This window comes from Paenibacillus sp. FSL E2-0151 (genome assembly GCF_037993015.1).
Lineage (GTDB): Bacteria > Bacillota > Bacilli > Paenibacillales > Paenibacillaceae > Paenibacillus > Paenibacillus amylolyticus.
Genome location: NZ_CP150308.1, coordinates 1,681,249 through 1,698,789 on the forward strand (window position 1 = coordinate 1,681,249; position 17,541 = coordinate 1,698,789).

At 46.2% G+C, this 17,541-nt stretch carries 39 protein-coding genes; 37 read left to right on the plus strand and 2 right to left on the minus strand.

Going from position 1 to position 17,541, the window contains the following annotated elements:
- Window positions 1–5: 5 nt before the first annotated feature.
- Together MHI55_RS07565 and MHI55_RS07570 are read right to left on the minus strand one after the other, a co-directional pair.
- A complete protein-coding gene (locus MHI55_RS07565; RefSeq protein WP_340389488.1) occupies window positions 6–1,487 on the minus strand; it encodes a recombinase family protein in 1,482 nt (493 codons plus the stop codon).
- Window positions 1,488–2,504: 1,017 nt separating this feature from the next.
- Complete coding sequence (locus MHI55_RS07570) at window positions 2,505–2,873, minus strand: helix-turn-helix transcriptional regulator (RefSeq protein WP_340389490.1); 369 nt, start codon at window positions 2,871–2,873, stop codon at window positions 2,505–2,507.
- A gap of 156 nt (window positions 2,874–3,029) precedes the next feature.
- Between MHI55_RS07570 and MHI55_RS07575 the strand changes: the two genes are divergently transcribed.
- The 37 genes from MHI55_RS07575 to MHI55_RS07755 all read left to right on the plus strand — a co-directional run bounded on the left by MHI55_RS07575 (window position 3,030) and on the right by MHI55_RS07755 (window position 17,485).
- The gene (locus MHI55_RS07575) at window positions 3,030–3,263 is read left to right on the plus strand and encodes a helix-turn-helix transcriptional regulator (RefSeq protein ID WP_340389492.1); all 234 of its coding nucleotides are present in this window, start codon (window positions 3,030–3,032) and stop codon (window positions 3,261–3,263) included.
- A gap of 15 nt (window positions 3,264–3,278) precedes the next feature.
- Complete coding sequence (locus MHI55_RS07580; protein WP_340389494.1) at window positions 3,279–3,896, plus strand: BRO family protein; 618 nt, start codon at window positions 3,279–3,281, stop codon at window positions 3,894–3,896.
- 14 nt (window positions 3,897–3,910) lie between these two features.
- Window positions 3,911–4,099 carry a hypothetical protein gene (locus MHI55_RS07585; RefSeq protein WP_340389496.1) on the plus strand — a complete coding sequence of 63 codons (189 nt, stop codon included), beginning with the start codon at window positions 3,911–3,913 and terminating at the stop codon, window positions 4,097–4,099.
- 73 nt (window positions 4,100–4,172) lie between these two features.
- The gene (locus MHI55_RS07590; protein WP_340389498.1) at window positions 4,173–4,304 is read left to right on the plus strand and encodes a hypothetical protein; all 132 of its coding nucleotides are present in this window, start codon (window positions 4,173–4,175) and stop codon (window positions 4,302–4,304) included.
- Complete coding sequence (locus MHI55_RS07595; protein ID WP_340389500.1) at window positions 4,297–4,536, plus strand: hypothetical protein; 240 nt, start codon at window positions 4,297–4,299, stop codon at window positions 4,534–4,536. Before MHI55_RS07590 ends, MHI55_RS07595 begins: the two co-directional genes overlap by 8 nt.
- Entirely contained in the window at window positions 4,526–4,750 is a 225-nt protein-coding gene (locus MHI55_RS07600) for a hypothetical protein (RefSeq protein WP_340389502.1), read from the plus strand. The genes MHI55_RS07595 and MHI55_RS07600 overlap by 11 nt, the downstream gene beginning before the upstream one ends.
- Before the next feature lie 141 nt (window positions 4,751–4,891).
- Complete coding sequence (locus MHI55_RS07605) at window positions 4,892–5,068, plus strand: hypothetical protein (protein WP_339197778.1); 177 nt, start codon at window positions 4,892–4,894, stop codon at window positions 5,066–5,068.
- 37 nt (window positions 5,069–5,105) lie between these two features.
- Window positions 5,106–5,339 (plus strand): hypothetical protein, encoded by a 234-nt coding sequence (locus MHI55_RS07610; protein WP_340389504.1) that lies wholly within the window; start codon window positions 5,106–5,108, stop codon window positions 5,337–5,339.
- Window positions 5,317–6,027 carry an ERF family protein gene (locus tag MHI55_RS07615; RefSeq protein WP_340389506.1) on the plus strand — a complete coding sequence of 237 codons (711 nt, stop codon included), beginning with the start codon at window positions 5,317–5,319 and terminating at the stop codon, window positions 6,025–6,027. Before MHI55_RS07610 ends, MHI55_RS07615 begins: the two co-directional genes overlap by 23 nt.
- Before the next feature lie 78 nt (window positions 6,028–6,105).
- Entirely contained in the window at window positions 6,106–6,507 is a 402-nt protein-coding gene (locus MHI55_RS07620) for an HNH endonuclease signature motif containing protein (RefSeq protein ID WP_076249682.1), read from the plus strand.
- Window positions 6,508–6,510: 3 nt separating this feature from the next.
- Window positions 6,511–6,690 carry a hypothetical protein gene (locus tag MHI55_RS07625; protein ID WP_076249681.1) on the plus strand — a complete coding sequence of 60 codons (180 nt, stop codon included), beginning with the start codon at window positions 6,511–6,513 and terminating at the stop codon, window positions 6,688–6,690.
- Window positions 6,691–6,724: 34 nt separating this feature from the next.
- Window positions 6,725–6,883, plus strand: a complete 159-nt coding sequence (locus MHI55_RS07630) for a hypothetical protein (RefSeq protein ID WP_339188432.1) — start codon at window positions 6,725–6,727, stop codon at window positions 6,881–6,883.
- Window positions 6,884–7,016: 133 nt separating this feature from the next.
- Window positions 7,017–7,688 (plus strand): site-specific DNA-methyltransferase, encoded by a 672-nt coding sequence (locus MHI55_RS07635; protein ID WP_340389508.1) that lies wholly within the window; start codon window positions 7,017–7,019, stop codon window positions 7,686–7,688.
- Window positions 7,689–7,740: 52 nt separating this feature from the next.
- Window positions 7,741–8,037 carry a helix-turn-helix transcriptional regulator gene (locus tag MHI55_RS07640; RefSeq protein ID WP_339197800.1) on the plus strand — a complete coding sequence of 99 codons (297 nt, stop codon included), beginning with the start codon at window positions 7,741–7,743 and terminating at the stop codon, window positions 8,035–8,037.
- Between the two features lie 42 nt (window positions 8,038–8,079).
- Window positions 8,080–8,373, plus strand: a complete 294-nt coding sequence (locus tag MHI55_RS07645; RefSeq protein ID WP_340389510.1) for a hypothetical protein — start codon at window positions 8,080–8,082, stop codon at window positions 8,371–8,373.
- Window positions 8,374–8,404: 31 nt separating this feature from the next.
- The gene (locus tag MHI55_RS07650) at window positions 8,405–8,608 is read left to right on the plus strand and encodes a hypothetical protein (RefSeq protein ID WP_340389512.1); all 204 of its coding nucleotides are present in this window, start codon (window positions 8,405–8,407) and stop codon (window positions 8,606–8,608) included.
- Window positions 8,609–8,810: 202 nt separating this feature from the next.
- Window positions 8,811–9,032, plus strand: a complete 222-nt coding sequence (locus tag MHI55_RS07655; protein ID WP_340389514.1) for a hypothetical protein — start codon at window positions 8,811–8,813, stop codon at window positions 9,030–9,032.
- Complete coding sequence (locus MHI55_RS07660) at window positions 9,029–9,472, plus strand: hypothetical protein (protein ID WP_340389516.1); 444 nt, start codon at window positions 9,029–9,031, stop codon at window positions 9,470–9,472. The genes MHI55_RS07655 and MHI55_RS07660 overlap by 4 nt, the downstream gene beginning before the upstream one ends.
- Window positions 9,473–9,509: 37 nt before the next feature.
- A complete protein-coding gene (locus MHI55_RS07665; protein WP_340389518.1) occupies window positions 9,510–9,815 on the plus strand; it encodes a hypothetical protein in 306 nt (101 codons plus the stop codon).
- On the plus strand, window positions 9,816–10,163 hold the full coding sequence (locus MHI55_RS07670; RefSeq protein WP_340389520.1) for a hypothetical protein: 348 nt from the start codon (window positions 9,816–9,818) through the stop codon (window positions 10,161–10,163).
- A gap of 18 nt (window positions 10,164–10,181) precedes the next feature.
- Window positions 10,182–10,421 carry a hypothetical protein gene (locus MHI55_RS07675; protein WP_340389522.1) on the plus strand — a complete coding sequence of 80 codons (240 nt, stop codon included), beginning with the start codon at window positions 10,182–10,184 and terminating at the stop codon, window positions 10,419–10,421.
- Window positions 10,422–10,532: 111 nt separating this feature from the next.
- Window positions 10,533–10,778, plus strand: a complete 246-nt coding sequence (locus MHI55_RS07680) for a hypothetical protein (protein WP_340389524.1) — start codon at window positions 10,533–10,535, stop codon at window positions 10,776–10,778.
- 13 nt (window positions 10,779–10,791) lie between these two features.
- A complete protein-coding gene (locus tag MHI55_RS07685; protein WP_340389526.1) occupies window positions 10,792–11,373 on the plus strand; it encodes a hypothetical protein in 582 nt (193 codons plus the stop codon).
- Window positions 11,366–11,743: an HNH endonuclease signature motif containing protein gene (locus MHI55_RS07690; RefSeq protein ID WP_340389528.1), complete on the plus strand. Its 378-nt coding sequence runs from the start codon at window positions 11,366–11,368 to the stop codon at window positions 11,741–11,743. Before MHI55_RS07685 ends, MHI55_RS07690 begins: the two co-directional genes overlap by 8 nt.
- Entirely contained in the window at window positions 11,736–12,035 is a 300-nt protein-coding gene (locus MHI55_RS07695; protein ID WP_340389529.1) for a hypothetical protein, read from the plus strand. Before MHI55_RS07690 ends, MHI55_RS07695 begins: the two co-directional genes overlap by 8 nt.
- Entirely contained in the window at window positions 12,032–12,238 is a 207-nt protein-coding gene (locus MHI55_RS07700) for a hypothetical protein (protein ID WP_340389531.1), read from the plus strand. Before MHI55_RS07695 ends, MHI55_RS07700 begins: the two co-directional genes overlap by 4 nt.
- The gene (locus MHI55_RS07705) at window positions 12,235–12,522 is read left to right on the plus strand and encodes a hypothetical protein (RefSeq protein ID WP_340389533.1); all 288 of its coding nucleotides are present in this window, start codon (window positions 12,235–12,237) and stop codon (window positions 12,520–12,522) included. Before MHI55_RS07700 ends, MHI55_RS07705 begins: the two co-directional genes overlap by 4 nt.
- A complete protein-coding gene (locus tag MHI55_RS07710; RefSeq protein WP_340389535.1) occupies window positions 12,512–12,709 on the plus strand; it encodes a hypothetical protein in 198 nt (65 codons plus the stop codon). Before MHI55_RS07705 ends, MHI55_RS07710 begins: the two co-directional genes overlap by 11 nt.
- A gap of 11 nt (window positions 12,710–12,720) precedes the next feature.
- On the plus strand, window positions 12,721–13,587 hold the full coding sequence (locus MHI55_RS07715) for a hypothetical protein (protein WP_076249662.1): 867 nt from the start codon (window positions 12,721–12,723) through the stop codon (window positions 13,585–13,587).
- An 88-nt stretch (window positions 13,588–13,675) separates the two neighbouring features.
- Window positions 13,676–14,365, plus strand: a complete 690-nt coding sequence (locus MHI55_RS07720) for a DnaA/Hda family protein (RefSeq protein ID WP_340389537.1) — start codon at window positions 13,676–13,678, stop codon at window positions 14,363–14,365.
- A 118-nt stretch (window positions 14,366–14,483) separates the two neighbouring features.
- On the plus strand, window positions 14,484–14,783 hold the full coding sequence (locus MHI55_RS07725; RefSeq protein WP_340389539.1) for a hypothetical protein: 300 nt from the start codon (window positions 14,484–14,486) through the stop codon (window positions 14,781–14,783).
- Complete coding sequence (locus MHI55_RS07730; protein WP_340389541.1) at window positions 14,780–15,187, plus strand: RusA family crossover junction endodeoxyribonuclease; 408 nt, start codon at window positions 14,780–14,782, stop codon at window positions 15,185–15,187. Before MHI55_RS07725 ends, MHI55_RS07730 begins: the two co-directional genes overlap by 4 nt.
- Window positions 15,184–15,378 carry a hypothetical protein gene (locus tag MHI55_RS07735; protein ID WP_340389544.1) on the plus strand — a complete coding sequence of 65 codons (195 nt, stop codon included), beginning with the start codon at window positions 15,184–15,186 and terminating at the stop codon, window positions 15,376–15,378. Before MHI55_RS07730 ends, MHI55_RS07735 begins: the two co-directional genes overlap by 4 nt.
- 137 nt (window positions 15,379–15,515) lie before the next feature.
- Window positions 15,516–16,550 (plus strand): hypothetical protein, encoded by a 1,035-nt coding sequence (locus MHI55_RS07740; protein WP_340389546.1) that lies wholly within the window; start codon window positions 15,516–15,518, stop codon window positions 16,548–16,550.
- Window positions 16,550–16,789, plus strand: coding sequence for a hypothetical protein (locus MHI55_RS07745; RefSeq protein ID WP_340389548.1), 240 nt, complete (start codon window positions 16,550–16,552; stop codon window positions 16,787–16,789). The genes MHI55_RS07740 and MHI55_RS07745 overlap by 1 nt, the downstream gene beginning before the upstream one ends.
- Entirely contained in the window at window positions 16,786–17,094 is a 309-nt protein-coding gene (locus tag MHI55_RS07750) for a hypothetical protein (protein ID WP_340389550.1), read from the plus strand. The genes MHI55_RS07745 and MHI55_RS07750 overlap by 4 nt, the downstream gene beginning before the upstream one ends.
- Window positions 17,054–17,485: a hypothetical protein gene (locus MHI55_RS07755; protein WP_340389552.1), complete on the plus strand. Its 432-nt coding sequence runs from the start codon at window positions 17,054–17,056 to the stop codon at window positions 17,483–17,485. Before MHI55_RS07750 ends, MHI55_RS07755 begins: the two co-directional genes overlap by 41 nt.
- The last annotated feature ends 56 nt before the right edge of the window (window positions 17,486–17,541 follow it).

Sequence of the window (17,541 nt, forward strand, 5' to 3'; positions counted from 1 at the left end):
GGTAGTCAATTAAACTTAATCTCCTCAATGTCGGCATTGAAAAATTTGTTCTTAACACCCTTAACATTTGTTTCTGGCGTATTCAAAACAATTTTCTCGAACACTTCATAGACCATCGTCTTCTTCTCTTCATCGTCCATATGCTTCCACAACGTTTGCAGGTCTTCCAGCACGGCAGTATCTGGCATAACCGAAAGTGAATTCTTCACGCTTGCCAGCTTCTTACGAGCCGCTTCCTCAGCTGCATCTTCCTCGGCAATCTTTTTACGGATCGCATCTTTCCCGATCAGCCCTTCAACGAACATGTACTGCCATTTCTCCCGGCGTTCAGTGATCCGATTAATCTCCCGGCGAGCTTCTGCGGCTTCATCCTGTTTATCGGCTACCGCTTGTTCCATTCCTGCGGCGATCTCCCCAGCCGTCTTCATGTCCCATTTAATCTTGCTAATATACTCCATGACCAAATGCTCTACGTGTACCTGGCGGAACATAGGCATGTCACAAGATTTATTCGAGTGCTTGTTGGAACAAATATAGTAAGGGGTGCGAACTTTACCGTTAGTCGTTGAACGCGCTGTCGTCATGCGCCCAAACATAGCAGCTCCACAGCGTCCGCATCGTAGCACGCCGCTGAACCAATATGTTTGTACACGACTGAAACCGCCATGGGACTTGCGCTCCATGAATTCTTTAAGCTGCTCATACTCCACTCTGGTAAATATAGGATCATGTGATCCATCACCATACAGACACTTCACCCGTCTGTCCCGATTACCATTAACATAGTTACCGTCTGATGTTTTTGATCCCAACCGCAGTATCCCTGCATAGTAAGGGTTCTCCAATGTATAGGCTGCTGTAGCTGATGTCCATTCTTGCCCGCGGCGTAGCTTGCCTTCGCGGTTTAACTTCATAGCAATTCCTTTGTATCCCAAACCACCCATGTAGAGGTCTCTCGCATACCGAATGAGGGCAGCTTCCTCCGGGATTAGTTCCTCGCTCTGGGTGTAACCATATGGAATCACTCCACCTGGGCGACGCCCTTCGATGATCATTTGCTCCACGCCGAACCGGACACGCTCTGAGATCGTCTCACGTTCCCACTCAGCCATTGCACCAACGAGCGTGATAAAGAATCTACCCATGGCCGTGGTTGTCTCAAACACCTCTGTAGAGCTTTTAAACTTGACACCGAATTGATCAAAGCGTTTCAGTAGTCCGTGAAGATCCGCAACGGAACGAGTGAGCCGGTCCAATTTGTACACTACGATAACTTCAAACTGCTTCGCTTCCATATCCTGAAGCATACGCTGCATCTCAGGCCGATTGAGATCCTTAGCGGATTTACCTTCATCTATATAGTAATCATGCACAGACCAGTCCTGAGACTGTATGAAGCTTTCCAAACGTATACGTTGTCCTTCTATAGAGAATCCGTCCTCAGCCTGCATGTCAGTAGATACCCGGATGTATATAGCCGCTTTCATTATGTGTCCTCCCGTGAACATTGATAGTAAAATTGTAATCGAAGTGATAGAAAAAAGCACCCAGAAGGGTGGCGTTACTGTCCCCAACTTTGGGGTGAGTGGATGTACTGTCCAGTCATCCTTCATTCAATCCAAATTTGGATTGAACTAAAGTCAAATTAACTCTACTTGGAACTGATCGTCAATTTGACGATTCGTCAGAGTGTGAAATTCACACCTCGTTAACTGTCCTCAATCTGATGATAGTTCAACTGTCGTGAATTTCACGATGGTTAAGAAGATGGAATTTCCATCTCGTTGTAACCGATCCAACTTTGGATTCGTTGAACAAGTCATCAATTTGAGGAATCGTCAAAACTCAGATTTGAGTTCTGATATTATGAGAACGGAATTTTCCGTTTTCAAAAAAAGAAAGTGACTCCGCCGTCCACGGAGGCATCTATATATGTATTGTAAATTATTTCCTTGGATTTCCCTAGTATATTGTATCGCCAAAATTCAACAATTCGTGCTATATTTAACTTGAGTTGATGGAGGTGCATACTAAAAGTTACGTTAATTCGGAACTTTTTCCCGAGAGCAGCGGAAACGCCACTCTGCTACCGTACTTCCCATTTCCACAGATCATCAACTTTGCATTCAAGATAATAGGCAATGAGTACAGCTCGTTTTATCGAGATATTGGTGCTTCGAAGGTTCACAATTTCCGACATACGCGACTTACTCATTCCTACCTTGTCTGCAAGCCATTGCTGTTTCTTTCCAATCCTCTCAAGATGTTCGGGAATACGACAGCGGACGGGGATAGGTTCCATCGCACTGCCACCTTATTCGCTTTTTTTTACCTAAAAAACAGAACATACGTTCTAATACTATGCGTCTATGGTATTATTAAAACAACAAACACACGATGTCATAAAACACTAAAGGGGTTGTATCGTATGGACGAGCAGTTGTTGAAATCAGCAAGACTCATTATAGAGAGAACGAATGTGTCTGATGATGAGAATAATCTAATTAATCTTTTGGCTGAGAAGCTTTCTTCATCCTTGCAAGATTATTTATCAAATCACGAACAGCATCCTCAACAACTGGATCGTCGCGAAGACTAACCCCGTAATGAGCTTCAGCTTCTCTTATAACTTTAGAAACAACCTCTTCTGGGAGGGTGTACTCGCCCTCTTTTTCATCCCTGCCATTCAACCAATCTAATGAAACTTCATATAAATTAGCAAGATTTTTAAGAGTATCTGTGTCGGGATCTCTGTATCCTCTTTCATAACCGGATATAGCACCATTCGATACACCTAACTTATCGGCGACCTGCTGCTGCGTGAGTCTCTTGTTTTCTCTTGCTTTCTTCAATTTCGATCCCAAGTCACTCAATTTACATCCTCCTTTTCATCTATAAATATAACAACATTAAGCGCTCCGCATAACAAATTAAGCGATAAGCTAAATAAAGTATTGACTAAGCGAAACGCTTAGTGTATATTTGGTTCATCAGGTAAGCGAAACGCTTAATCAACGGGAGGTGATCACATGAACCCGGTTGTAAGGAACATCGAAAGTCTTCGTAAACAAAAACGAATGACAATGAAAGAAATTTCTGATCATTGCGGTAAAACCATTCCTTGGTATGCAGATATTGCAAAAGGTAGACGCAGAATTTACCTTGACGACATGCTGCTTATCGCAGAAGCTATGAAAGAGGATCCATCCATTTTTTTTGCTCAACAACTAAGCGTTACGCTTAACCCTAAAAAAACAGCTTAAAAAGGAGAGATAGTCATGACAATTAAAATTGAGAACTGGAACGGATTCGGCATCCGCTTTGTAGAGATTAGTCCTGATGAATGGTGGGCGGTAGCAAAAGATGTTGCGGAAGCCCTTGGATATCGAATGGCATCGGACATGACACGCTCTTTGGATAGTGAAGAACATGGTACGCATAAAGTGCGTATGGGTAAATTTACCAGAAAAGTTTTGCTTATATCCGAGTTTGGAGTCTACGAAGCTGCATTTAACAGTGAACGACCAGAAGCTAAAGACTTCAAGCGCTGGGTGAAAGAATTGATTCGCAATCTACGTAAAGCATCCGGTTTTGAAGGATTTCAAATCTTTCGAATGTTGGACAAGGAACATCAGAAAGAAGCAATGAGTTTATTGAACCGGAACAAAGAGAACGCAGGACGCCCGGACTTCATTAAGGCAAATACGATCGCGAACAAAGCAGTGTCCAGTAAATTTGGACATCCCAAAATGATTAAAAAAGAACAAATGACTCCACAAATGCTTGTTGAAAGACAGCGCATTTTAGAAGACACCGTGACACTGATTACTACAAAAGAGAATTTTGGGTTGGATTTGTCAGTCTCTGAAATGATCTACAACAAATACCTTCAATAAAGGAGTTTTGACCAATGATCTACATCAAAAAGGAATTAAACGGCAAGCAACATGAAATTGAAATTTACGGTGACGAAATTTACACCCGCTGCTTCCAATGCGGGAATGAATTCCAACTGGATGAAGAATTACTGTTAGATATTTTGGCTGGATCAGGTTCATTCAGTGGTACAAGGATCAGCTGTGGATGTAAGTCTAAGTAAACACAACATGCAGATATGTATGTAAAGACAAGCCCTATATATTGTACACAAAATATCGGAAGGTGGCGACAGTATGAACGGATACAATCCTGGCATGTCAGACAAAGCGTGGCGGAAGGTGCATGAGATGGCTATCCTGCTGAACCGGAAGTACTGGAAAGAGATCCAAGAAGAACGTGAGAAGGAGCTGAAAAAGAATGCGTAACTTAAAACTTGCAGTTGATAACAACATGACACGCGGCAACGTGGTCACATTCAAAGATCCCAAGCCGAAACCAGCACCAATTGGTCCAACATGCGGGTGCTGTGGTGGGGAAGCAGACTACATGGTATTTGACCAACCTCACTGTCAGAAACACATGTTGGAAGCCATCGATTGTAAGGAAGGCGGCATGGTACGCCCGATCGGAGGAGGAGGGTATGACGATGCCAGCTGAGGGACTTCGAAGCAACGTAGATCCAATGACGACCTATATCGTGTCCACGCAAGGTGGCAGAGTGTTGGAACGTCAGGCCTTCGACTACAACGACCTGATCCGTGACCTGTACAACAACCAGCATGTACCTGTGAAGATCTGGACGCAATCAGAATACGATGCGGAGATAGAGGGATTGAAGCAGGAAATCAAGGAGGAACTGAAGACAGCGTGAGTAATGAAGAAACTTTTAAAAGCGTGGATGACATATTGAAGCATTACAAGAAGCAAGAAGTGATATTGTTCAAACGAACCGAGGATGTCATTGAATACTTCGGGTGGGGAAGACCAATCAACTTAGTGGAGGTGAGGAAGGATGAAAGTTCCGCCAACAGACCGAAAACACTTCGAACAGCTGGAGCAGATCGCAAGCCAGAGAGGGACGCTGACTGAGACGTTGAAACGGGTGTACCAGATGAACAGTGCCATTGCCCTTAGACGAGAAAAGGCCGCCGTAGCATCGGCAGCCTTAGAAAGACGATTTGCAAATTGAATTACAACCAATATACCACAACGAAAGGAAGAATGGAATGCCCACACAATACAGATACATCCCACAGCATAAAGACGGCCACTTCGCAGATCTGTATGCGCAACCGGTTGAGGATTATATGAAGGCAGTCCGCTTCAACCGTGAAGATGACTTAGAAGTCTGGCTCACCGGACGATATGGTCCAGATGATCCGCATAACTTCCGCACACGGAAGATGAGAGTGAACTATGAACTGGAGGTTGAGGTCGATGAGCGAACAACAGACGCTTAACCTTTACCAGAAGATTGTCCAGGTACGGAAGGTTGCAGAAGGATTTTCTAAAGACAAGTCAAGCTATGGTTACTCGTATGTGTCCGGCAACCAAGTTCTATCCAAGATCAAGGACAAGATGAATGAACTCAATCTGCTGCTGATTCCTTCAACCAAAGTCGGAGAGCACCACACACACGAGTACAAAACGGCTAAGGGCAAGGACGTGTTGGACTTCGTCGTGAAAGGCGAAATGACATACACCTGGATCAATGGAGATAAGCCAGACGAAAGAGAGACTATCTCATGGGCTTACTACGGGCAACAAGATGAGATATCCAAGGCGTACGGTTCCGGACTGACATACAGTGAGCGCTACTTCCTTCTGAAATGTCTGGGATTGCCGACAGATGAAGATGATCCTGACGCCAAACAAAAAGAGGGGTCCGCACCAGCAAGTAAAGCCAACAACAATACCATAAATACATCTAACAACAATAATACGAAATCTAATACGAATACAGGCGGTGGGACGCTTGCCAGTGAAGGCCAGACCAGAATGCTGTATGCCAAGCACAAAGCAACCGGTTGGCCTGGATTCGATGCAATCAACACATTCCTTGGCTACACGATTACCAAATTCGCGGAGGTTCAGGCAGCAGACGTGACCAAGCTGGCACAGCACCTGGACAAGCATAAAGCCGCATGAGATACCACGACACCCTATTCTACGACGACGGCAGCCACATACCAGATCCGGGCGAAGGCCCATTTACCGAGGTGACTTATGTTAGCGAAAAAGAAGAAGACCGTACAGCCGTGGAGACTCAACATCCTGTCTCACCACAACCGGAAAGAGCAGCCTAAAGCCAAGAGAGAGCGCAACACGGACCCAGAGTACATGACCAAAGAAAAGGTACGGCAGGCGGTAATCGAGCGTGAGGGAGGAAACTGGTGCGTCCTGAGTGGCGTGCCGGGACCCGGACTTGAGTTGCATCGCATCGTGTACGGATCGCAAGGCGGCAAGTATGAGACGGACAACTGCATCCTACTGAGCGCGGATATGCATCGGCTGGTACACAGTAGCAAGAAAACGTGGATGCCCATCCTACAGGACCATGTTCACTGCATGAAGCTTGGCATGCCTGAGAAGTCACCAATACAACGCATACCCCACAGGGAGGAATAGAACGTGGATAACAATGCTTACATGGGAGCCAACATTGAAGTGTATACACCCTCCGGACGGCTGTTTCGTAAAGGAAAAGTTTTCAACGTGAAAGGTGACGCCGTTTGCTTTGTGATCGAGGGAACGGACATTGAAACAGCGGTTTACCTCAGCCAAGGCGTAAGGATTGAGATTGTAGATTAACCCACCAATAAACCATCTAAGGGAGAGATAGAACATGAGAGTAAAAGAATTAATTGCTAAATTGCAGGAACAGAATCCAGAAGCTTTGGTTATCACGATCACTATCGTTAGCCACAACGATTGGGAGTATACGTCTGAGCCGGTGATAAAAAAAACAGGCAATTCCTACGGCGAAAAAGTTTGGATTCAGTAATTTTAAACCATCTAAGGGAGGATACACCCACTGGGGATAACAGAGGAAGGGAGACAAGACACACATGATCAACCAGATCATCAACGCGGACTGCTTCGATGTCTTCCCGGATATACCTGACGGCAGCATAGACATGATCCTCTGTGATTTACCATACGGGACCACACAAAGCCCATGGGACTCTGTTCTCCCGTTTGATAGACTGTGGCCCGAATACGAACGGATGATCAAAGACAACGGAGCAATCGTCCTGTTCGCCAAAGCGCCGTTTGATAAGGCACTGGCAGCAAGCAACATGAAACTGTTCAGGTACGAATGGATCTGGGAGAAGAACAAGGCAACCGGACATTTAAATAGATCGCTGATGCCCTTGCAGGCTCATGAGAACATATTAGTTTTCTACAAACGCCCTCCCGTCTACTATCCACAGATGTCACAGGGTCACAAGCCGATGAACGCGGCGACCAACAACCACAAATCGCCTGTCTATGGCGGCGGTGTGCCCTGGTCAAACGAAGCAGGATCAACCGAACGGTACCCACGTAGCGTGCTGTATTACCCGGTGGTTAACAATGACGACCCAGAACGTATTCACCCAAACCAGAAGCCCGTGGAGCTGTGCGAATACCTGATTCGGACTTATACGGCTGAGGGCGAGATGGTGCTTGATAACTGCGGTGGTAGCTGCACAACAGCGGTAGCTGCAGCGCGGACCGGACGGAAGTACATCGTAATCGAGAAGGACCCGGAATATGCTGCAGGCGGACAACGGCGAATCAATGAGATGCAATTAACACTTTTTTAACAGAGGAAGGGAATACCCTCCCTTCCCGCCACACAAAGGAGCGGAGACACAAATGGAATTGGAAGAGATTGTTTTGCGCAGAAGAACGGAAAAATCCATGTCACAACGACAGTTGGCTAAGTTAGTATCTGTAGATTTTACCATGATCAGCAAGATCGAAAACGGAGAATATGTGCCGTCTGAGAATGTGATTGTTAAATTGGCACTAGCATTAGACGTTAATAGACATGATCTGATCCTATCTGCAAACAGGATACCTAGTGATTTTGCGATAGAAATAAAATCAAATCCAGACCTGCAAGACACACTGAAAAAATTAGTTGCGAGTTACCCAATTCCAAATATTTGAGAACATATCTGGGCTAGGCCCACCAAAGGAGAGATAACACACATGGATAAACAAGCGATTTTGAACGTGTTGAACAGTTTGGAAGTTGAAGAAAAGAACGGCGGAGACGATGCTTACATCTTGGTGAACCAAACACCTGATACAGTGGCGAAACTAAACGAGTTGGGAGTTTCACAAGACATTATCTCTAAATACGGCGATGGTGAAACATTTTGCATCCTTGCGCTAGCGTTTAACGAAGGATATGCAAACTTCTGGCACAAGGGAGTTTTGGTAAATTGGCCGCAGGAAGCAGTCGATTTGATTGAGGAAATGGAGTCTGCTTTACGATCATGAGGCTCCGGCCTCTAACCAAGGAGGGATATACATGGAATTTGAAATTGACCAAGTGGTTACCTTTAAAAATAAAACATATGCCGTACATGCTGACATGGAAACTTATATCTGGCTAATTGATGATAAAGGTGAATTGCTTAGGGTTGATGCATGGGGCAAACAAGCAATTAAAATGAGTGACATTGAAGCAACTTTCGATCACATCAACGGTTACATGGTTCCTGTTTTTAATTAGATGGCAGGCATACCGATCAAGAGACGTCTGGCCCGATTCTATCGTCATGTTGAGGACGGAGACGAGGTGTTTGCCATCGCTGAGTGACGGGATGGGAATGTGTACTACCAGCATATGGACGGCTGGGGCGAGTTGGAGAAGATGCTATCCCAGCAATTTTATATGGAGTATGAGTGGATTCAAGATTAGGGAGGGATTGCCGATGAGTAATCAGGAAAATGGAGTTTTATATGTTGAGTGGGAAATGTCAATTGGCTTCCCCGGTGCTCGTAGACAAGGAACCGTTGATATAGATTTGTCGGAATTAGAGGGCAAGACAGCAGAAGAACGTGAGGCAATCATTCATGAAGCTATTTGGGAAGATGCCATGAACTTTGTTGATGTGTATCCTACGAATCTGAGCGGGGAGGAAGAACAGTCATGAAAACTATCTTGGATGTTAAACGGAGACTGGCAGCGGCAAGATGTCCGTACCCAGTGTCACTGATGGATGATCTGGAGGAAGCATATGAGGAAAACGAGCGGCTCCGCAAGGAGCTTGCCTTGAAAGATGCGACTATTGCCGACTTGAATCATAATCGTGGATTACTCTCCAAGGAGCTTGAAGAGGCACGTAAGATCAAATTCCCACGGCAGCCGGGTGGTAAATACGGCTGGACAATAGACTTTTCTTTATTGAGAAAGATTCAACAGCTCAAAAGTGAGTATCCATGCAACTCAACTTTGGAGGAAATAGAAAGCGTGTTGCTTGTGCTTGAAACATTTTGGGGTCAGGAAGGAGAGGGGAACCAACGCACGATAGAGGTCACTCTCACCAACGCCGGATACAAACCGCACCAAATTAATTGGGATAACGAGGAATGAGGTCCTTTGGGCCTCTCCCTACTAAGGAGGATATGACATGCCAGTCATTCATAAATACCCGATACAGCCATCCGATCAGATTCAGCACATAACAGTCCCGACCGGCAGTAAAATCGTCTCCTGCGGCGTGCAGGACGGGCAGATGGTTATGTGGGTGATGAAGCTTGAGGATACATTTCATCCTGATAAAACGGATTTTCTACGATACATGGTGGTTGGTACAGGTTGGCACATTGATGGGAGAGAATACTTCCCCGATTTCAAAGGAACCGTTCAGATAGACGGATATGTGTGGCATGTACTTGAAATGCAAAAATACGAGTGGGTTAGGGAGGATATATAGATGACACAAACAGCGTTGACCAGGGAGCAAGTGTTGATGGCAAAGCCTGGCGATCACCTTGATTTGTTGGTTGCCATTAACGTAATGGGCTTCGAACCAAGCAACCAACGTAGCGGCTGGGTAAGGATCGGAGCGCTAGCGACATATCCAAAGAGATACAGCACAGATATTTCGGCAGCATGGGAAGTCTTAAACAAAATGATTTATTTCGGCATGGAAGTAAACGTTGGATTCTATGAGAAGTGGGATTGTGCGTTGGACTACAACGGAACGAACTGGTGTGAACAAGCAGAGACGGCACCTGAAGCAATATGCAAAGCCGCGTTATTGGCTGTACTGGACTTATAACATAGGAGGGATAGACGGATGAAAGTTACTAAGGGAATTATCAACACCTTTGAGCAATACATGAAGGCGAAGGAGAGAGAACATCAGCTTTTGGCGGCGCTATATGATTGGATGAATGCCCAAGGAATCGACACTATGGATAATGAGTTTGCAGACGCTATTGCTGTAAGGATCGGGAATAACGAGTTTAATTCATCGGAACACTTTTTCAGTGATTTGCAGCGGTTTATTGATGGCGAACAGGTAGGCTACGGTTGATGCGCAGTACGGATGCATAAGGCCGGAGGCCATCGATATCGACCGAAATACTAAGCGAAGCGAGGCCGGATAAGGGTTTCTGGTCTCCCCAAATAGGAGGATATACAAACCATGAAAAAACAATTCGGAACATATGCAGCACATCAACCAGGATACGAAGGATTCAAACAACTCGGAAAGTTGGACGATTACGTGTATCAATCCTTGTCTCATTTAGGAGATGCTTCACATAAGCTTTCCTGGAGTCTGACCGTTCTTGAGAATACGGATGTACCAAAAGAGCTGCAAGAGGAAATTAAACAGGTTCTACAAGCGGTTGGAGATATCAAACAAAAACTTAGAGCCCATCAGGGATAGGAGGATATACAAGATGATTGATGAAACAGAAATCCGTGAACGTTGGTTCCATAATCACCAAGCAACCTATACCGACCATGGTGTGATTAAAGAGTTGATCTGGCGGCGTCCTGAATCTATAGCATACTACGTGAGATTCGTGTTTGACGGTAGAAATATGTATGTAACAGGCGATTTGGGAGAAGCATTGTTCTGCTTCACAGAGACGGCGGACGTACACACTTTCAATGACTATGGAAATGAATACTTTATCGAGAAGCTGAGAGCCTACCATGAAGACAAATACTATTTCGATTCTGATATTGCAGTAGGTAGCCTACGAGAATGGCTGAACGATCTGAAAACGAATGGTGTCAATTATGATCACGATGAAATGAGGGAGTTATTCGAATCTGCTAGATCTATTGATAGGATGGATGAATGGTCAGATGTAATCAATGATGCAGAATGGTTACATGACATTGATCCCTACTACTGGGAATGGATTTATAGCATCGGAAAACAGATTCAGCCACGTCTCAGATCATACTTGGTAGCACTAAAAATGGCATCTGAGCAGCTGTTGGCTCCCAAGGAAGGAGCGGAACATGAATAAGAAACGTAAAGCCATTTACGACAAAACAGGTGGACGGTGCTTTTACTGCGGTTGTCAGCTCGGGGAAAAGGGATGGCACGCGGATCATGTCGAGGCTATCCAGCGTAATTGGTGGGACGGTACGTGCATGAATCCACACTTGGATACAGAGGAAAACAAGGTTCCTGCCTGCGCCTCCTGCAATCTCCAAAAAGGGCCGTTGACCATTGAACAGTTTCGGGAAAAAATAGCTGGGTTCGTAAACAGTTTAAACAGCTACCATAACCAATACATTGTGGCAAAACGGTACGGATTGGTTCAGGAGACAATTGTTGCAACACCAGTATTTTGGTTTGAGAGGGTTGAGGAAGGAGCGGATAAGCATGAGTAAACAAGTAGTGTTCAATGCATCAAAAGAATTTATCAGTGCTGCAGCGGATGGAATGAACAAAGAGGATCGGTTAACGGTGATTGCTCCATTAGCTGGTAATGCCAGTGTACACGCACCATCAAGGAGCGGAAAGCACAAGGGATACCACCGCATTAAGTGTGAAATATGGATTCCCGAGGACGCTATAAAGGGCGAGGATGCGTTAACTGACTTCGGGGCATTCATGGTACTCAGCTTGCCTAAAAACCGCGTACAACCGCATATGGGTGGGGAAGGAGCGGATACAGAATGATACCTTGGCGTAAATACGAACCAACAGACCGGAGTATCCCAAGTCATGTAGACCACATCGTCACTAATGGACGAAATACATTGATTGCGCAGCATGCAAGCATTCCTGGCACCGGTAAGTATGGCTGGAGAATCAACAATGCTTTAATACCGTGGGTAACGCACTGGTCGCCCATCAATAAGCCCGGGGAGGAAGAAGCATGAGAGAGATACAAGAATTCGTGGAGCATGTGAAAGGCATTGTGGAATATTGGTCGCAGCAGCCATGGCAAACGGATTATGAAAAGTGCGATGGTGTTGCATTTAGCATACTGAACCTTCTGGACGGATACAGTGGTGGAATGCCACCTTACGAGGTTAGGCCATTAGACGAAGAAGGTAAAGCCGGCGAAGACATCGGAGGAAGCTTACACGAAGCGTACAGCGCACTTGGAATGGTAGAGGGTAGGGAGTCTATACCCAAGGAGGATACAAAGGATGGCATCTAACAACGATCTGAAGATACTCGAATTAGCGTTGTGGGAAGCGACGATGGAACAGGCGGCAATAAATTTTGAGCACGCGAAGACGTTTGATGACTATGGCGCGATGGAGTTTAACGAAGAGTTGATCAGGTGGGCACGGATCAAGATAGCGGAGATCGAGGATTACTTGGATATACAAAAAGGAGCTTAGGTGGTGCGATTATGGACGGTTGGATACGGCTACACAGAAAGATCATCGAGAGCGCTATTTGGGACAAGCCGCCCCTTTACCTCAAGGTATGGATGTTTCTGCTCATATCTGCGCAGCACTCTCAATACAAAGGGTTGCAGCGTGGGCAGATGAGCCTATCCTTACCGGACATAATTGAGGGCTGCAAATGGCGCGTCGGGGCAAGGACAGTAAGGCCTACAAAGGACCAGGTGTATCAAGTTATTGACTGGCTACGAAAACCCAATGAAAGGGGTCACGAAAGCAACGCGAAAGCAACGATGATCACGACTACGAAAGCAACGCATGGGATGTTGATTGAAGTCGTTAACTACGCGGTTTATCAGGATTCTGAATATGACGAAAGCAACGACGAAAGCAATGACGAAACTGGTGCGAAGCCTACGCGAAAGCAACGACGACCCAACAATATAAACAAGAATGTTAATAATGACAACAATGATAAGAATGAAAAAAAGAAAGAGAGTATCCCAAAAATTCAATTTGCTGAATTCGTTTCAATGACTCAAGCAGAATACGACAAGCTGATTGATGGTCATGGTGAACAACAGGTTAAACGGATGATTGAAATACTGGACAACTACAAAGGCGCCAACAAGAAAAAATACGCCAGTGATTACCGAGCCATTTTAAACTGGGTTGTTAATCGGGTCCAAGAAGAGGAACGGAAGCTAAAAGTCATACAAGGAGGCGGTCAAGGTGGACGTGGGCGGATCAATGAAAGGACTACTGGCTCGGATCGAGCATCTCAGAAGCCAACAGAATACATCGGAACTCCAGGGAGTCGGAGAGTCATTGTTCCGGACGACTTCGAACAGCAGCTCCGGAACTTCGAATGAGGGATGTCCCAAGTGCCACCACACTGGAACGATAACCAATCTGCGCTGGGTGGAGGAGGAAGGATATAAACGGGCAGATGGTAAGCCCATGAAACGACAGACGACAACGGTAGAGCTGTGTGACTGCTATTACGAGCGACAGTTCAAGAATTACAACCCTACAGATGGACTTGCTCCAGATGAAAAAGAGTACACCTTCAAAACGGCTGTGATCGACAAAGAAAATGAAACGCAACTCAAGCTGGCGATGGACTTTGTACGAAACATCAAGGACCACATGGAGAAGGGGAGCTGGATGTACATCTTCGGTGACGATCACCGGGCAAAGGAAAAGAATGTATCAGCATTCGGAACGGGCAAGACGTATCTGATGGTGTGTATCGCCAATGCGCTGGCACATCGAAAGATACCAGGCATCTACGTGACGGAGGAAGACATGTTCTCCGCTATCAAGGAGACGTACAACAAAAAAACAGACGAAACGGAGTCAGAGGTGCTGGAGAGATTCCGCAAGGTTCCGATTCTGATGATCGACGATATCTTTTCGGCACAGTACAAGGATTGGGCAGATGACAAACTGTTCAGCATCCTGAATGGCCGGGAGCGCGAAGGCAAGGTAACCATTATGACAAGCAACTACGAGTTAAACCGGATACCCTCCCGGCTGCAGATCAACGGAGCGAAGCTGGTCAGTCGGATTAAGGGCCGGATCGGTGAACGGGAGATCGAGATGATCGGCAGAGACCGCAGGCCAGAGCAGCACAACCAATCAGCATAAGGGAGAGGGACAGGGTGAAACAACCAATCGACGACTACGACCTGATGGATATGGACTGGGATGAATTTATGCGCAGGGGCCAAGAGGCCTTTGCAGACGACACTGAGGAGGAAGCGGCATGAAGAAGAAACATTGGGCATCCGGCGGACAGATCAAGGAGCAGAAGCAGACGAAGAAACCGATGGGCAGGCAACAGGGAGAGCAATACAAAGGTTATGTGAAGACGAGGAAGGAGCCAGAGGCAGATAAATTAATGGCGAGTTTGGATATCCCACTTTCGCCAGAACAGTCAGACATGATTATCGAGCTCTACGATTATGGCTGGCTGAGGTCAGACATCGCTAAGGAAGTCGGCGTACCCAAGACACGGGTTAACCATGAGCTGATTGTAAAACGGAGAGGAGGTGGTGCAGCTTGATTGAATTTACCGTGGACATCGCTCCAATGGGTGCGGTCCGCATGACACAGAACGGGAAATGGACAAGTGCAACGGCTCAACGCTATCTCAGCTACAAGAAGTTCATCGGCATACACGCAAGGAAGTATTGCTCAGAACCGCTCAGACGGCCTGTACAAGCCGAGATACACTTTTACTACCCAATTCCTGCGAGTTGGAGCAAAAAGCGCCAGGAGGCTGCTAGAGTCGGCGAGACGATGCCTGTAGTAAAGCCCGACATAGACAATTGCGTAAAAGGTGTTTTCGATGCTCTAAACAAGATTGCATGGAACGATGACAACCAAGTCGTTTCGCTGGTGACGCAAAAACATTATTCGGACAAGCCAAGAATCGTCATCAAACTTAGGGAGGTCGTGGCAGCATGATTGGACGGTACGTACACGTGGGAGACGGATGGGTGCTTCTGGACGAATCTGGGGCGTGTAGAGGGCGTTTACTAGGGTTGGACAGACAAATACTAGGATCAACACAAAAACGTCTCTATGAGCCAACAGGGTGGTTTAAATTGGATGGTTGGAAAGTGAGCAAACCGGAAGCGAGATCCGAAATTGCATGAACGAAAAAGTCAAATGTGACATGTTGCAGATAAACCACAAAATATTGTGTAAAACGGCGAAAAAAGTACTTAATAACCACAAAATGTGCTATAATAAGATATATCATTATTACTATCGGAAAACGGGGTGTATGTAGGTGGAAAAGCAAGAACGTATTGGACAATTACGGTATGAGTTGAACAGCGAAAGACAACGTGGTGCAATGGCAGATGCGGGTAAGATCGTAGATATCGAGGAAGAAATCGCATACCTGGAGCAACAAAACGTGGAAGAATCTCAACAAGAGGTCGCCTACATCATGGACAATATGGATCTGGACGGCGTGACCATGCGTGACATGTTTAAAAACGACACACCGGAGTCAGCAGAATCGTCTTATCAAGTGGTTCGCATCGTGGTACAGAACACCTTGCTGCAGCGGGACGAGCACTGGATGGTTCAGATCAAAGATTTGCAGGAACGACTTGCAGCAGAAACAGCCGCGAAAGATGTGGCACAGGCGAAAGCGGATGAAGCAGGTGAAGCAAACGCCAAGTTGGTAACAGAACTGCGTGATGTCCGGTCTGAATTGCTGGATGCGGAAAGCAAACGTGATGCAGCTGTTGCGCAACTGGAAGAAGTTAAGGCTGAGGTGAGACAGAAAGAAAGTCATATCGACGATCTGCGCCAACAAATTGCAGTGGGTGCGGTACAAGCGACCAAGGTTATCGACGTTGGTGACGCCATGGCAGCTTGGAAAGAACAGAAGAAACGCGAGGAAGAAGCCAAGCCAGCAATCTATGATGTCGAGTGGGCAAATGACAAGCGTTCCACATACACGGCTAAACTGGCCGCAACTGACAAAGTGATCACCTTCAACTACCTCGAAAAAGGGAAGTACCGGGAGGTGAGCGCCGAAGAGGCGCCGCAATTTCGAATCAGCTTCGAAGAACCCGAACGTGTTGATGAGGATCTGGCACGGACTAACGACGTGGAAGAAAGCGGCGAACTAACGCCTCCCTGGGGCTATCCCGAAGAAGACACGGCGGAAATCACAACCAACGGACTGGCTGAAGAGCAGTTGGCAGGAAGTAGTGCTGAGGAAACAGAGGGAACAGTTACGCGAGCAGAATTTGAGGAACTCAAAAGACGCGTGAGTGCACTGGAGTTGCCGCAATCGGAGGTGGCGTAATGAACGAGGCAATGATTGCTGTGATTCATGACCACATGACAAAACTGTTTGAACCAGAAGACGAGTGCTTCACGTACGATCTAAGCACTACTGACGCAACCGAGCTTTTCACATCCATGATCCAAGCAGAGGCGTTTCTGTTCAATGAATTAACTAAACAAAAGAAAACATTTCTGGAGTACACACATATGGCGAATCAATTAGTCGTGCAGGACTTGATAGAGAACAAGGGTACATGATATACCACCGCAAAGCAGAAACCGTGAGGGCGATCCGTTTAACGGATTACTCTCCGGCTTTAATAGAGCAGATACAGCAGTTTACAGGCGGTCTGGTACAAAAGGGCCGAGTAGTGCAGAAAGTGCAACAGCCGTACCTTAGCGTCGTTGTAGAGAAGAATTACTTCAAGGTGCTGGAAGGCAGTTGGATCGTACATTCACCTGAAAAGGGATGGAGGGTATACCGGCATCATGAATTTATCCAAGAGTATGAGGAGGGAGAACATGGACAAGAACAAGGTGATAGAGCTGCTGACGGATTATAACTCGTACAAGTACGCGGTAAGTTGTGCCAACCCATCTGGCGGTGGACCGTTGATGCCAAGGAGTATGACGAATAACAGATTGCTGCCAGCGAATGCATGGGACAATGCACGATATACCCGGATCGTAAATGTCATTACAGGAGCCATCAACGAAGTCTTGAGCGATAATGAGTGCCTGGTAATCAAGCGAAAGTACTTTGATCGGAATAAGAATTCGCTTAGTGAGATTGCTTCTGATCTGAACCGAGACCGTGGCACAATAACCAAATGGCATACAGAAGCGCTCAAAAAGCTCTGCAAGGCATTGGAGCCGTTGGACGTAGAATACACTCTTATCAGCAACATTGATCACATGTGGGACCGGGACTGGAAGTACGAAGAACCCGCATAAAACCCGCATTTTTCCCGCAAAAGAATCACACAAAACCCACAGTTAATGTGATAAAT

Coding starts and splice junctions, on each gene's coding strand:
- MHI55_RS07565 (WP_340389488.1), bottom strand. CDS start 1,487: ATGAAAGCGGCTATATACATCCGGGTATCTACTGACATGCAGGCTGAG.
- MHI55_RS07575 (WP_340389492.1), top strand. CDS start 3,030: ATGAACCCGGTTGTAAGGAACATCGAAAGTCTTCGTAAACAAAAACGA.
- MHI55_RS07580 (WP_340389494.1), top strand. CDS start 3,279: ATGACAATTAAAATTGAGAACTGGAACGGATTCGGCATCCGCTTTGTA.
- MHI55_RS07585 (WP_340389496.1), top strand. CDS start 3,911: ATGATCTACATCAAAAAGGAATTAAACGGCAAGCAACATGAAATTGAA.
- MHI55_RS07590 (WP_340389498.1), top strand. CDS start 4,173: ATGAACGGATACAATCCTGGCATGTCAGACAAAGCGTGGCGGAAGGTG.
- MHI55_RS07595 (WP_340389500.1), top strand. CDS start 4,297: ATGCGTAACTTAAAACTTGCAGTTGATAACAACATGACACGCGGCAAC.
- MHI55_RS07600 (WP_340389502.1), top strand. CDS start 4,526: ATGCCAGCTGAGGGACTTCGAAGCAACGTAGATCCAATGACGACCTAT.
- MHI55_RS07605 (WP_339197778.1), top strand. CDS start 4,892: ATGAAAGTTCCGCCAACAGACCGAAAACACTTCGAACAGCTGGAGCAG.
- MHI55_RS07610 (WP_340389504.1), top strand. CDS start 5,106: ATGCCCACACAATACAGATACATCCCACAGCATAAAGACGGCCACTTC.
- MHI55_RS07615 (WP_340389506.1), top strand. CDS start 5,317: ATGAGCGAACAACAGACGCTTAACCTTTACCAGAAGATTGTCCAGGTA.
- MHI55_RS07620 (WP_076249682.1), top strand. CDS start 6,106: ATGTTAGCGAAAAAGAAGAAGACCGTACAGCCGTGGAGACTCAACATC.
- MHI55_RS07630 (WP_339188432.1), top strand. CDS start 6,725: ATGAGAGTAAAAGAATTAATTGCTAAATTGCAGGAACAGAATCCAGAA.
- MHI55_RS07635 (WP_340389508.1), top strand. CDS start 7,017: ATGATCCTCTGTGATTTACCATACGGGACCACACAAAGCCCATGGGAC.
- MHI55_RS07640 (WP_339197800.1), top strand. CDS start 7,741: ATGGAATTGGAAGAGATTGTTTTGCGCAGAAGAACGGAAAAATCCATG.
- MHI55_RS07645 (WP_340389510.1), top strand. CDS start 8,080: ATGGATAAACAAGCGATTTTGAACGTGTTGAACAGTTTGGAAGTTGAA.
- MHI55_RS07650 (WP_340389512.1), top strand. CDS start 8,405: ATGGAATTTGAAATTGACCAAGTGGTTACCTTTAAAAATAAAACATAT.
- MHI55_RS07655 (WP_340389514.1), top strand. CDS start 8,811: ATGAGTAATCAGGAAAATGGAGTTTTATATGTTGAGTGGGAAATGTCA.
- MHI55_RS07660 (WP_340389516.1), top strand. CDS start 9,029: ATGAAAACTATCTTGGATGTTAAACGGAGACTGGCAGCGGCAAGATGT.
- MHI55_RS07665 (WP_340389518.1), top strand. CDS start 9,510: ATGCCAGTCATTCATAAATACCCGATACAGCCATCCGATCAGATTCAG.
- MHI55_RS07670 (WP_340389520.1), top strand. CDS start 9,816: ATGACACAAACAGCGTTGACCAGGGAGCAAGTGTTGATGGCAAAGCCT.
- MHI55_RS07675 (WP_340389522.1), top strand. CDS start 10,182: ATGAAAGTTACTAAGGGAATTATCAACACCTTTGAGCAATACATGAAG.
- MHI55_RS07680 (WP_340389524.1), top strand. CDS start 10,533: ATGAAAAAACAATTCGGAACATATGCAGCACATCAACCAGGATACGAA.
- MHI55_RS07685 (WP_340389526.1), top strand. CDS start 10,792: ATGATTGATGAAACAGAAATCCGTGAACGTTGGTTCCATAATCACCAA.
- MHI55_RS07690 (WP_340389528.1), top strand. CDS start 11,366: ATGAATAAGAAACGTAAAGCCATTTACGACAAAACAGGTGGACGGTGC.
- MHI55_RS07695 (WP_340389529.1), top strand. CDS start 11,736: ATGAGTAAACAAGTAGTGTTCAATGCATCAAAAGAATTTATCAGTGCT.
- MHI55_RS07700 (WP_340389531.1), top strand. CDS start 12,032: ATGATACCTTGGCGTAAATACGAACCAACAGACCGGAGTATCCCAAGT.
- MHI55_RS07705 (WP_340389533.1), top strand. CDS start 12,235: ATGAGAGAGATACAAGAATTCGTGGAGCATGTGAAAGGCATTGTGGAA.
- MHI55_RS07710 (WP_340389535.1), top strand. CDS start 12,512: ATGGCATCTAACAACGATCTGAAGATACTCGAATTAGCGTTGTGGGAA.
- MHI55_RS07715 (WP_076249662.1), top strand. CDS start 12,721: ATGGACGGTTGGATACGGCTACACAGAAAGATCATCGAGAGCGCTATT.
- MHI55_RS07720 (WP_340389537.1), top strand. CDS start 13,676: ATGAAACGACAGACGACAACGGTAGAGCTGTGTGACTGCTATTACGAG.
- MHI55_RS07725 (WP_340389539.1), top strand. CDS start 14,484: ATGAAGAAGAAACATTGGGCATCCGGCGGACAGATCAAGGAGCAGAAG.
- MHI55_RS07735 (WP_340389544.1), top strand. CDS start 15,184: ATGATTGGACGGTACGTACACGTGGGAGACGGATGGGTGCTTCTGGAC.
- MHI55_RS07745 (WP_340389548.1), top strand. CDS start 16,550: ATGAACGAGGCAATGATTGCTGTGATTCATGACCACATGACAAAACTG.
- MHI55_RS07750 (WP_340389550.1), top strand. CDS start 16,786: ATGATATACCACCGCAAAGCAGAAACCGTGAGGGCGATCCGTTTAACG.
- MHI55_RS07755 (WP_340389552.1), top strand. CDS start 17,054: ATGGACAAGAACAAGGTGATAGAGCTGCTGACGGATTATAACTCGTAC.